At 52.1% G+C, this 12,042-nt stretch carries 12 protein-coding genes; 4 read left to right on the plus strand and 8 right to left on the minus strand.

The annotated features are described in order from the left end of the window. Positions 1-201: 201 nt before the first annotated feature. Positions 202-1,428 (plus strand): hypothetical protein, encoded by a 1,227-nt coding sequence (locus tag G544_RS22095; RefSeq protein WP_147654603.1) that lies wholly within the window; start codon positions 202-204, stop codon positions 1,426-1,428. 73 nt (positions 1,429-1,501) lie between these two features. Here the strand turns inward: G544_RS22095 and G544_RS0103680 are convergent, their stop codons facing one another. Then, positions 1,502-2,017 (minus strand): TetR/AcrR family transcriptional regulator, encoded by a 516-nt coding sequence (locus tag G544_RS0103680; protein WP_161624103.1) that lies wholly within the window; start codon positions 2,015-2,017, stop codon positions 1,502-1,504. A gap of 140 nt (positions 2,018-2,157) precedes the next feature. Here G544_RS0103680 and G544_RS0103685 point away from each other — a divergent pair, with 140 nt between their 5' ends. Then, a complete protein-coding gene (locus tag G544_RS0103685) occupies positions 2,158-2,625 on the plus strand; it encodes a nuclear transport factor 2 family protein (RefSeq protein WP_027273336.1) in 468 nt (155 codons plus the stop codon). A gap of 291 nt (positions 2,626-2,916) precedes the next feature. Here G544_RS0103685 and G544_RS19885 read toward each other — a convergent pair whose 3' ends face one another. The 6 genes from G544_RS19885 to zwf form a co-directional block, all read right to left on the minus strand. Next, positions 2,917-3,804 carry a DUF1848 domain-containing protein gene (locus G544_RS19885; protein ID WP_036023128.1) on the minus strand — a complete coding sequence of 296 codons (888 nt, stop codon included), beginning with the start codon at positions 3,802-3,804 and terminating at the stop codon, positions 2,917-2,919. A gap of 26 nt (positions 3,805-3,830) precedes the next feature. Further along, complete coding sequence (gene mdtI / locus G544_RS0103695; RefSeq protein WP_027273337.1) at positions 3,831-4,163, minus strand: multidrug/spermidine efflux SMR transporter subunit MdtI; 333 nt, start codon at positions 4,161-4,163, stop codon at positions 3,831-3,833. Beyond that, positions 4,150-4,518: a multidrug/spermidine efflux SMR transporter subunit MdtJ gene (mdtJ, locus tag G544_RS0103700; RefSeq protein ID WP_027273338.1), complete on the minus strand. Its 369-nt coding sequence runs from the start codon at positions 4,516-4,518 to the stop codon at positions 4,150-4,152. The genes mdtI and mdtJ overlap by 14 nt, the downstream gene beginning before the upstream one ends. A 512-nt stretch (positions 4,519-5,030) precedes the next feature. Then, positions 5,031-5,672, minus strand: coding sequence for a bifunctional 4-hydroxy-2-oxoglutarate aldolase/2-dehydro-3-deoxy-phosphogluconate aldolase (locus G544_RS0103710; protein WP_027273339.1), 642 nt, complete (start codon positions 5,670-5,672; stop codon positions 5,031-5,033). 99 nt (positions 5,673-5,771) lie between these two features. Continuing rightward, positions 5,772-6,467, minus strand: a complete 696-nt coding sequence (pgl, locus tag G544_RS0103715; protein ID WP_027273340.1) for a 6-phosphogluconolactonase — start codon at positions 6,465-6,467, stop codon at positions 5,772-5,774. An 83-nt stretch (positions 6,468-6,550) separates the two neighbouring features. Then, the gene (gene zwf / locus G544_RS0103720) at positions 6,551-8,026 is read right to left on the minus strand and encodes a glucose-6-phosphate dehydrogenase (protein WP_027273341.1); all 1,476 of its coding nucleotides are present in this window, start codon (positions 8,024-8,026) and stop codon (positions 6,551-6,553) included. Positions 8,027-8,394: 368 nt separating this feature from the next. On the opposite strand from zwf, the gene G544_RS0103725 reads away from it, so the two are divergent. Both G544_RS0103725 and pyk read left to right on the plus strand, forming a co-directional pair. Then, a complete protein-coding gene (locus tag G544_RS0103725; RefSeq protein ID WP_027273342.1) occupies positions 8,395-9,231 on the plus strand; it encodes a MurR/RpiR family transcriptional regulator in 837 nt (278 codons plus the stop codon). Positions 9,232-9,479: 248 nt separating this feature from the next. Then, positions 9,480-10,922: a pyruvate kinase gene (gene pyk / locus G544_RS0103730; protein WP_027273343.1), complete on the plus strand. Its 1,443-nt coding sequence runs from the start codon at positions 9,480-9,482 to the stop codon at positions 10,920-10,922. A gap of 67 nt (positions 10,923-10,989) precedes the next feature. Here the strand turns inward: pyk and lpxM are convergent, their stop codons facing one another. Next, positions 10,990-11,970, minus strand: coding sequence for a lauroyl-Kdo(2)-lipid IV(A) myristoyltransferase (gene lpxM / locus G544_RS0103735; RefSeq protein ID WP_027273344.1), 981 nt, complete (start codon positions 11,968-11,970; stop codon positions 10,990-10,992). Between the last annotated feature and the right edge of the window lie 72 nt (positions 11,971-12,042).

The raw sequence follows: 12,042 nt of genomic DNA on the forward strand, positions 1-12,042 counted from the left end.
AAATTGACATATCGGCAGCTCGATAGATTTAATAGCTGCCATAGAAAGGGCTGGAAAGGGTTAAAAGACTCATTAATTTTCTAATAACCGTAAACGATAAAGCACAGGTTGAGATAAATTAAAAGTAACGCGTCATTATTTCCAATGACCAGGCCATCATTATTAACCTCTCCGGAGCCTTCCACAAAGGGATGATAGATTATGTTGAAATCTTATGCCAAGATCATTTATATATTAGGTTCTGTCGGGCTGTGTTATTTTTCATTTATCCATACGGCTCAATCGGTGACGTTCACCTATAACCCTAATGCGACAAGCATTTGCTACTACAATCTACCTGAACTTGCCCCTTTATCGGCGCCAAGGACGTTGGTTGTTGACAACACGTTACCCATCGGCGCTGAGCTATATCATTGGGGATATAACGAGTTTATTCCCAATATTAACGCCTACTGCCAGTCAAGCGGAAAACTTCCAACGCCTACTGGTATTATATCTATGTATTTTTTCCCCGTGACGGGTATAGCTCCGGACGCTAATGGCGTTTATCCAACCTCTATTTCTGGCATTGGCATAAAATTTTATTTTACCTATACGTCCAAAGGAACCAGCATTTATTCGAGTCCCTATGCGACGACGAGCCTACTTGGGGGAACAGGTAATTGGTTGGCAGCCAATGAACCGCTCAACATAGAATACTCTTTTACCGCGGACATGATAGGTTCGAGGTTCTACAATGACATTCAAAACTCTTCTAATTATTATCTTTCCCAGCAGGCTAATAACGCCGCTTATTCCATTCGGGCTGTATTGGTTAAAACAGGCAGCATAGGTTACAGCTCAACACCGCTATCGATGTCTCGTGCTTCTACCGTTCAAGTTGGTGGTCTTAGCGGCAATCTTCCCGTCCCCAACGTCATTGGCGGTGGGGGTATCACCGTCATTCCTCCCGCATGTCGACTAAAAACCTCCACCGACTACACCATTAATATGGGGCGCTGGGTTCACAGCGGTCCAGGAAGCCGTCAGCCGGGCGTATCTCTACCTGCCTATGGTCCGATCGTGCCTGTCGACATCAATCTGGAGTGTTCTGGTCGCGTGGACAACATTTCCTTTAGGTTTGAAGACGTTGGCTCATCCCCGTTGACCAATAACAACATTAGCCTGTATGACAGCGGCGGCACTAAAATTGACGGACTGGAAATCGTCCTGTTTTACGGCAGCAACAAGATAAATGCAGATAACGTATCCCAAGTTGGTCTTGGCAGCTGGGGAGAAACAAATACCAATCCCAAAGATACTTCATTCAAACCATCCATTGCCCGCTTTACTGCCTATTACGCCCAGCGTGCGCCTATTCAAAGAAACGGCGTCAGCTACACCGGGCCGGTGACGGGGAAGGTGAATATGTATGTGACCTATTACTAACGACCGTACCAAAGGCTGTGAATCTACTGCTCGAAATATCAGGCGTTCATTCAGATCGAATATAGAATCTTCTCTAACGAAACAGCGATGTTAAAGCCGTACCGAGGCAGGCGATAACGTCATCAGTCGACCTCCCCATTTGCATATGTATCGTGGCGCCATCCAGCGCCATGACGCTGGCCGCCAGCAGCGTCGGATCGGCAATCTTCCAATGAACGCCCAAGGCTTCCTGAACGGCAAGCTTATGATCGCGGGTCAGTCGCTCAACGTCAGGCAACATCTCACCTATTTCTGACGTCGCATTTAAAAACGCGCAGCCGCGAAAATCAGGCATACCTCCCCAGTCCCTAAGCGTGTAAAGCAGCGCATTGATATTACCGACTCCCGCTTGTATATGCCGGACCATCTCGCCGTTAAACCAGTCCATCCAGAGAGCGTGTCGGTATTCGAGATACGCCAGAATCAGGGCATTTTTACTGGGGAAGTGACGATAAAACGTTACCTTCGTTACCTGGGCCTGCTCGATAATTTTATCGATGCCAGTGGCTCGTATCCCATGCAGATAAAAAAGCTCATGCGCTGTATGCATGATTTTCTCTTTCGCACTGCGCTTATCCGACACATCTGTTTTGACGTTCATCTTTTTTACCATTGACACGTTTATGCAATGGGCCTAGATTACCACCATGTAGACAGATCTGTCTACATGCAACTAACGAGGATTTTGTTATGAATAACCGCCCTCCACTTCCCCCATTTACCCATGAAACCGCACGTCAAAAAGTTCGCCTGGCCGAAGACGGCTGGAACAGTCGCGATGCGGAAAGCGTCTCCCTCGCCTATTCACCGGACACCCAGTGGCGAAATCGTACGGAGTTTGCTAGCAATCGCGGCGAGGCCAAAGCATTTCTTCAGCGCAAATGGAAAAAAGAGCTGGAGTATAGGCTGATCAAAGAGCTGTGGGCTTTCGAAGGTAATAGGATTGCCGTTCGTTATGCCTATGAGTGGCACGATGACTCTGGCAATTGGTTCCGTTCTTACGGCAATGAAAACTGGGAGTTTGCAGCAGACGGATTAATGCAACGCCGCTACGCCTGTGTCAACGATATGCCGATTAAAGAATCGGAACGCCTTTTTCACTGGCCTCTGGGACGTCGTCCTGACGACCACCCAGGCCTGAGCGACCTCGGTTTATAGCGCATCAATATTAAGATGTCACTGTAGGCGATCTGCGTTCCAGGTTTTGCCCCTCTAATACCGATTGCCGGCAACGGCGTGAAACGCTCTTCACGCCTCATAAGGCTTTATATCAATTGATGAGGGCTAGTAACCGGCTAACTTAACATGCATGCGGTCTATTGTTAGCCACAGCGCGAGCTAATCCATAGTAAAAAATGAAAGCGCCTCAAAAATCGAACGAGGCGCATTATTACTGCGGATCCTGTATCGGAACAGGAATAACGTATCGGCCCTTTTTCTTTATTTATATTATTCATCCCCTAATAAAAACGGGCTCATCGCTGAATGCCTTTTATAATTCTCCGTCGCCAAAATGTGATTCGACGTCGCATAGCAATACCGACAGCCGTGCAGGCAGGTGTTATAAGCGCCGATATCGACGCTTTTCACGCAGCCGCATCCCTCCCGCTGGCCTCTATCTTTTGCCGAGCTTACCTCTATCGCAAACAGCTGCTTTAAAAGCGCCTCGTCGATGCACTTGCCGTGCGCAATGCCAACGCTGGTTAAATCTATCGGCTCTGCACAGCTAAAAATCTCCATACCGTTGGCGCGAGCAATCTCGGCAAGCTCCCGCGCCAGCGACTGACACAGGCTGGCATCCTGAGCGATATCGGTATAAATAAGCGAAGGCGTCGCCTTTAAATTTCTCGCCGTTTTGGCGTAGATATCGGCAAAGCTGATAACAACGCGCCGGCAGTAGCCGTTCAGGCTTTCAGCCAGCTTGCCGAACAGCCGCAGATGCTCGTCGAACGGCAGCAGGTTGGAAAGAAGAATGGGATCGTAGCGCCACACTACCTTTTCTTCGCCTATTTGGTCGGAAAGCCGCTTAAAAACCTCAAGGCCTTTTAAAGGATGCAGCGTCTTGGCCTCCAGCGCGCGCGGATAGCCGGTCAGCGTGTATTGAAAATAGTAGCGATAGCCCAGCGAGTCCAGCTCCGGCAAATACGACATCAGCCGGGTTGGATTGCGAGTCCAGAAGACGATAGCGTCAACGTCTTCGACGGCCAGAGAAATTCGGCTAACCTGGCGTGGATTAAACGGGTTTCGATTCAACAAAAAACCCGCCCTGACGCGCTGGATAAACCAGTCGGAGTAAAAAGCGGGAATGTCCGTTCGGCGGCTTGCGCTGATAATCATGCGAGTTTCTTGTTTATCGCTTTGCGTCAGATGGCCACTTTAAGCATTACCATCCCAACAAGCAACAGCGCAAGCCCTGCCCAGCCCTTTCCGTTTAGGCGCTGGCCAAACATTATCCAACCAGCGGCTATGGTAGCGGCAATACCAAATCCGCCCCACAGCGCGTAGGCAATGGCTAGGTCCATCCCCTTCACTGCCTGCGCCAGCGCGCTGAACGCGCCGAGCACGCAGGCAAGGGAAAGCAGGCCAAGCCAGACTCGCTTAAAGCCGTCAGACAGTTTTAAAAATACGTTGGCGACAATTTCCAAAACGATAGCGAGCGCTAAAAACGCAACGTGGTAGATATCAAGCTGCTGCATGATTGCTCTCCCGCTTGTTACCCTGCGTTTTAGCAACGCGGGTGCCCTGCTTGATAAGCATAATGCCTAACAGCAGCGTACCGAGCCCAAGCGCCTTCATCGGTGAAATCGCTTCGTCAAAAATCAGGGCGCTAAACAGAGTAATCAGCACCACGCCTACGCCTTCCCACAGCGCGTAGGCAACGCCTAGGGCGACGCGCTTAACGGAAAGCGACAGCAGGATATAAGAAAGGGTTATCATCACATACATAACGACGTGCCCAGAAATATGCCCGGTTTCGCTGGCATATTTCATCGATAGCGTACCGATAACCTCGCTTACGATCGCCAGAAATAAAAAGAACCAATAAATCACGTTATTTTCTCCGCTAAATTTTTATAGGCGTATTTCCGCAAAAAAGAATTAGCGAATTTATTTCAAATAAGAAATAAATAGAGACCAATCGTTTTTATAGTAGAAAAACGCTTTTTAATTATTCGTTAGCTAATGAATGAATTAACAAAATAATTCGTTAGCCAAAAGCCAGGAGAAAGACGCTAACGCTCGGCGCTCCAGTTGAGCAGGCTGGCGAGTACAGAAGAAATGAAGAAAACGAAGGTAGATGTTTGCAGTAAAGAACGTTGTATAGACGTCATAATAAGTTGGTTGTCAGTCGTGTAAAAAACCACGATTTGCTCTTACCCCTCCCGTAATATGGTTAGCGACTCTATTTCTACCATGCCAAAATGGCGAAATCAAATAAAGAAACGCATTTTATTTATAAAAGCAACGCCTGTTCCGTGGCCAATTTAATAAAACGGCTGCTTTGCTGCATAAAAAAACCGCCTGCGTTTAGCGTCAGGCGGCTTTTTATTGACAAGCGGCGCTTAGCCTTTCGCGTGAGCTACCGCTTCGCTGGCAAGCTCGGTGATGCGCTTAAAGTCGCCTTTGGCGATAGCGTCAGTTGGAACGAACCATGAACCGCCGACGCACAGCACGCCAGGCAGAGCCAGATAGTCGCGGCAGTTGGCAAGCGAAATCCCGCCTGTCGGGCAGAAGCGAACCTGAGGAATGACGCTGCTGATAGCCTGCAGCGCCTTCACGCCGCCGTTGGCCTCGGCTGGGAAAAACTTGAACTCGCGCAGGCCGTAGTCCATACCGAGCATCAGTTCAGACACGCTGCTAACGCCGGGAATAAGCGGAATGTCGCCGTCAACCGCCGCCTGCAGCAGGGGTTCTGTCAAACCGGGGCTGATGGCGAACTGGCCGCCGGCCGCCGCAACGTCGGCCAGCTGCTGCGGAGTAAGCACCGTACCCGCACCGATAATGGCTTCCGGTACCTCTTTGGCAATGGCGCGGATCGCGTCGAGGGCGCAGGGAGTACGCAGCGTCACTTCTAAAACGCGTACGCCGCCGGCAACCAGCGCCTTTGCCAAAGGAACCGCGTCCTTTAGCTCTTTAATCACGATGACGGGCACAACCGGCCCGGCGGATAAAATGCTTTCTGCGCTCGTTTTCCAATTTTTCATTTATTGAGTTCTCCAGGTGGCCGGTTGATACTCTTGGTATGCCGCAGCCGTTAAAAATAGCGCGCGGCGGGCGGCCGCACGCGGGGTTCATACTCTACGTCAGGCCGACCAAAAAACGTCAACCGGCGTTTTGGTTTGATGCAGTATCGCGCGCACGGGCATCTCGTTAACGTCGTCTCCCGCCTGCGCCTGATGATAAACGGCCCGCTTATTCTCACCGACTAAGTGAAGAAAAATCTGGCGGCTGTTAAGCAGCGCGGGCAGCGTCAGCGTCAGCCTGTCTAACGGCGCCGTCAGCGGCGTCATGCCAATGCACAGGCGTTTGGACGTCATATTCAGCGCGGCGGCAAGATTGTCCGCGCCGGGAAACAGCGACGCTGTATGGCCGTCGTCGCCCATCCCCAAAATGACGACGTCAAACGGTTTGGCTATCTCTTCAAGCGCCTTTTCAACGTCGTCCACGTCGCTAAACGGCGTTGGGCTGGCGTTCTTTAACGGCACAAAGCGCGCCGCCTTTGCCGCATCGCGCAGCAGGTTTTCACGAACCAGACGTCCGTTGCTTGACTCATCGTCTTCATCTACCCAGCGTTCGTCCGCCAGCGTTATCGTCACTCGCGCCCAGTCCAGCGGATGCTGGCTGAGCAGCTTGAACAACCCCAGCGGCGTCTTTCCGCCGGAAACCACCAGACTTGCCTGTCCCTTTTCCTTAATCCCTTGCTGTAACGTAGCAACGATACGTTGAGCCAGCCGGCGGTTTAACTCGTCTGCGGTAGGAAAGCTCGTTAAGTTGGCCATGGCGTTCACCCTTTATCTCTTTTTATCCACCTGATTTCGGCGACCCGTCGGTCGCCGATGCATAAATCGGCTCGGCGATTTTGCTATTCGAACTCGCTCCACGAGCGGCCATCGCGAGTAATCATCGCAACAGAAGCGACCGGCCCCCAGGTACCCGACTGGTACGGCTTGGGCGGTTCGTTATCCGCAGCCCAAGCGTCCATAATAGAATCAACCCACTTCCAGGCCTCTTCTACTTCGTCACGGCGCACGAACAGCGCCTGAATACCGCGCATGGCCTCCAGCAGCAGGCGCTCATAGGCGTCGGCGACGCGCTGCTCGTGGAAGGTGTCTGAGAAACTCAGGTCAAGCTTGGTGGTTTGCAGGCGATGCTTGTGATCGAGCCCCGGCACTTTATTAAGGATCTGTACCTCAACGCCTTCATCCGGCTGCAGGCGAATGGTCAGCGTATTCGGCGGCAGCGACTGGTAAGAGTCGCGGAACAGGTTCATCGGCGGATTCTTAAAGTAGACCACCACTTCGGTACACTTGGTCGGCAGACGCTTACCGGTTCTCAAATAGAACGGCACGCCGGCCCAGCGCCAGTTGTCGATGTCGACGCGAATAGCGACAAAGGTTTCCGTATTACTGCGCTTGTTGGCGCCCTCTTCTTCCAGATAACCGGGCACTTTCTGCCCCTGAACGAAGCCCGCCGTATACTGACCGCGAACGGTTCTTTCACGTACGTTAGTGTGATCGATGCGCCGAAGCGAACGCAGCACCTTAACCTTTTCGTCGCGGATGCGGTCGGCGCTGAGATCGACCGGCGGCGACATGGCAATCATCGTCAGAATTTGCAGCAGGTGGTTTTGCACCATGTCGCGCATCTGGCCCGCTTTGTCAAAGTAGCCCCAGCGGCCTTCAATGCCGACCTCTTCAGAAACGGTGATCTGCACGTGATCGATGGCCGAATTGTCCCACTTGGCGGCAAACAGCGAGTTGGCAAAGCGCAGCGCCAACAGGTTCAATACCGTTTCTTTACCGAGATAGTGGTCAATGCGGTAAACCTGCGATTCGTCAAAATACTGCGCAACCTGATCGTTGATTTCCTGAGAAGACTTCAAATCTGTTCCCAGCGGCTTTTCCATCACCACGCGGCTGGGAAACTTGCTTAGGCCGGCTTCGCCCAGTCCGCGGCAAACGGCGCCGAACGTGCTTGGCGGCATAGCGAAGTAGTTGATGGTAATTCGGCTTTCCTGATCGAGCATCTCTCCCAGGCGAGTAAAGCCGGCGCCGTCGTTAACGTCCAGATTGCAAAAGTCCAGACGCTGGCTCAAACGCTGCCAGACTTCGGCGTCAACCGCCTCTTTCATGAAGGTTTTCAGCGCGGTTTCAACGACCTCAATATAGGCAGCCTTATCCCAGTCTGCCCTTCCCACGCCGATAATGCGGGTATCGATATGGATATGCCCCGCTTTCTCCAGCTGATAAAGGGAAGGCAGCAGCTTGCGGCGGGCCAGGTCGCCCTTTGCGCCAAAAATAACCAAGTCACACGCCTGAGCGATTGAATCATCCACCATGACAGTCTCCTCAATCGACCGCAGCTTTGTCTCTTTTGCGGTCTGAAGTTCTTGTAATTTTATTACATAAGTACTCTACTCTTTTACTTTACTGACGTAAACAGTCAAAAGAAAAAGCGTGCCTCATATAATAAAACGCCGTTTCAATAGGCTTAATGCGTTAAAACTGCAAGAGTTTTATCTCGTATTCGCCCTGTTTTTTATCGCGTTCTTGTCAAAATAAGACCGCGATCAAAGTTCGTGAAAAAAAATTACAAAAATGCGTTTTTGTCGCGACGCGCGCTTTTACGCCATAGTATATTTTCATAAAACCAAGATTGGTTTCTCCTTTAAATGTAATAGGTAAAAGAGCGCGAGGCAGAAAAGAGATGTTGGAAAGAATTCATCAATGCCGAGATTCACTGAGTAAATCGGAGCAGAAAGTCGCCGATGCCATCCTCGCCGCGCCTCAAACGGCCATTCATTCCAGCATTGCGACGCTGGCCAAGATAGCAAACGTCAGCGAGCCTACCGTTAACCGCTTTTGTCGACGGCTAAATACGAAGGGGTTCCCTGACTTTAAGCTGGCGCTGGCCCAAAGCCTCGCAAACGGAACGCCCTACGTTAACCGCAACGTGAGCGAAAACGACGCCACCGACGCCTTTACCTACAAAATCTTTGATTCCGCCGTCGTCAGCCTTAACATGGCGAAAAGCAGCCTTGACATTATAGCCATTAATCGCGCCGTTAACCTGCTGATCGCGGCGAAAAAAATCTCGTTTTTCGGCTACGGTGCCTCTTCCGTCGTCGCTCATGACGCCATGAACAAGTTCTTTCGCTTCAACGTGCCGGTCATCTATTTTGACGACATCGTTTTACAGCAGATGAGCTGCATGAACGCGAACGCTGGCGACGTCGTGGTGCTGATCTCACACAGCGGCAGGACGAAAAACCTGGTTGAGCTGGCGGAGATCGCCATTAAAAACGGCGCCACCGTTATTGCCATAACCTCTCAGGGAACGCCGCTGGCAAAAGCGGCGGATCTTGCCATCCTGCTCGACGTGCCGGAAGATACCGACGTTTATATGCCGATGGTCTCTCGCCTTGCTCAGCTCACGATTATCGACGTTCTGGCCACCGGCTTTACGCTACGCAACTCACAGGCCAAGGACAGCCTGAGGCGGGTAAAAGACGCCCTGAAAGAGTCTCGCTTCGACAAAAAGTAACCTTTTGTCATTAACGTTTTCGATCGGGTCGCGGCGCGTCGTGAAACGAGGCAGCATCGATTTGTGAAGTGATTGAGATAATGGTATAAAGCCTGACGGTATTAGAGCCTGTTTAAACGGGCCCGCCATACGAGAAACGAGAAATATACGACAAAAAGCAGCAACCTCAGGTATCACCCTACCTGATTTTCTACCAACAGCTAGAAAATGGCGGTCAAGCGCTATCGGCCGCATAAATGGAGTTACTCATGTCCAGAAGGCTTAGAAGAACCAAGATTGTTACCACGTTAGGCCCTGCAACTGACCGTGACAATAACTTAGAAAAGGTCATTGCAGCAGGCGCCAACGTTGTTCGCCTCAATTTCTCCCACGGTTCCCCAGAAGATCATCTCCTCCGCGCTAACAAAGTTCGAGAAATCGCCGCCAAGCTAGGCAAACACGTTGCTATCCTCGGCGACCTCCAGGGCCCCAAAATCCGCGTATCCACCTTCAAGGAAGGCAAAGTTTTTCTTAACATCGGCGATAAGTTCCTGCTTGATGCTAACCTTTCCGTTGGCGATGGCGATAAAGAAAAGGTCGGCATCGACTATAAAGGGCTGCCGTCCGACGTAGTTCCCGGCGATATCTTGTTGCTGGACGACGGTCGCGTACAGCTCAAGGTATTAGAAGTTCAGGGTATGAAGGTGTTCACTGAAGTGACCGTCGGCGGCCCGCTTTCTAATAATAAAGGTATCAACAAGCTGGGCGGCGGCCTGTCGGCAGAAGCGCTGACCGATAAAGACAAGGCCGACATTCTTACCGCGGCTAAAATCAACGTTGACTACCTGGCCGTTTCCTTCCCGCGCACCGGCGAAGACCTCCACTACGCCCGCCGACTGGCGCGCGACGCCGGCTGTAACGCCAAAATCGTCGCAAAAGTCGAACGTGCCGAAGCGGTATCAACCGATGAAGCGATTGACGACATCATTCTCGCCTCGGATTCCATTATGGTGGCCCGCGGCGATCTCGGCGTTGAAATCGGCGATCCGGAGCTGGTTGCCGTACAGAAGAAGCTTATTCTCCGCGCGCGCCAGCTCAACCGCACCGTGATTACCGCCACGCAGATGATGGAGTCGATGATCACTAACCCAATGCCGACCCGTGCGGAAGTGATGGACGTCGCCAACGCGGTGCTTGACGGTACCGACGCCGTGATGCTGTCGGCGGAGACTGCCGCCGGCCAATACCCGGCTGAAACCGTCGCCGCCATGGCCCGCGTTTGCATCGGCGCGGAAAAGATGCCGCGTCTTAACGTCTCCAAGCACCGTATGGACGTTCAGTTCGACAACGTTGAAGACACCATTGCGCTATCGACCATGTACGCCGCTAACCACCTGAAGGGCATTAGCGCGATTATCGCCATGACCGAGTCCGGCCGCACGGCGCTCATGATGTCCCGCATCAGCTCCGGCCTGCCGATTTTCGCCATGTCTCGCCATGAGCAAACGCTGAACCTGTGCGCGCTTTATCGTGGCGTAACGCCGGTGCTGTTCCCCGGCGACTGCGACGGCCTTACCGCCGCAATGGCCGCAACCAATCTTTTGAAGGAAAAGGGCTTCCTGATGTCCGGCGATCTGGTCATCATCACCCAGGGCGACGTGATGGCGCTGGTCGGCAGCACCAACACCTGCCGTATTTTGCGGGTTGAATAATTGTTGTTCTGCTTATAATGAGAAAAGGGCCGATTTCGGCCCTTTTCTTTATAGTTAATCTCGTTGGCTACTTTTTCTTTCTCGGCCACAGATCCCTTCTTTTATAGGGCTGGATCTCCCCGTTTCTGCGCGTCTTGATAAACTTGAGGATCCAAACGTACTGTTCGCGATTTGGCATCACCAGCTTTTCCAGCTCTTCATTCATTCGACGGGCAATGGTCGGCGAATCCGCATCGGCGATGTCGTCCATCGGCGGATGGATATAGATATCCAAAATCCCCTCTTTCGCACGATACACGGGAAACAGCGGAACGATCGCCGCGTGGCACACCTTCATAAGGCGCCCCACCGCGGGCATCGTGGCCTTATAGGTGCCAAAGAAATCCACAAACTCGCTGTGCTCCGGACCGTGATCCTGATCGGGGAGATAATAGCCCCAGAATCCCTGACGAACCGAACTGATGAAGGGCTTTATGCCGTCGTCCCGGGCGTGCAGTCGGCCACCGAAGCGGCGGCGGGCCGCGTTCCACAGCCAATCGACCAGCTCGTTTTTCTGATTATGAAACATGGCCGCCATTTTCTGCCCCTTCGCAGCCAATAGCATAGCGGGTACGTCGACGCTCCAGCCATGAGGCACCATGAAAATCACGTTGCGACCGGCGGCGCGCATCTCTTCCATCACCTCTTCGCCGTGCCAGCGTACCCTTTTAAGCAGATAGTCCGGGCTGCGCACGGCCTGCTCAACCATCAGCAGCATTGACTGGGAGGCGGTGGCAAACATATCGTCAATTAAGGCTTCCCGCTCGCGTTCTTCCATTTCGGGAAAGCAGTAATAAAGGTTAATTCGCGCTCTTCGGCGAGCGTCGCCCGAAAAGCGGCCAACCCACTTGCCGAGCGCCCCCAGCAGCGGATTTCTTATCTTGGCTGGAACAAAAGCCAAAAGCAGCATGGCGCCGACGCCAAGCCAGACTCCCCAATATTTGGGAAGAAAGAAAGACTTCTTGAAAACCGGAATAAACTCAACGTTTGAACGAGATTGTTTCTGCATGCCAAAAGCTCATTAAGTCGACGAACCGCGTCCGCCTTTATCATTATTGAATTATTACTCGTTATACTTCGA

It is taken from the genome of Leminorella grimontii ATCC 33999 = DSM 5078, from assembly GCF_000439085.1.
Lineage (GTDB): Bacteria > Pseudomonadota > Gammaproteobacteria > Enterobacterales > Enterobacteriaceae > Leminorella > Leminorella grimontii.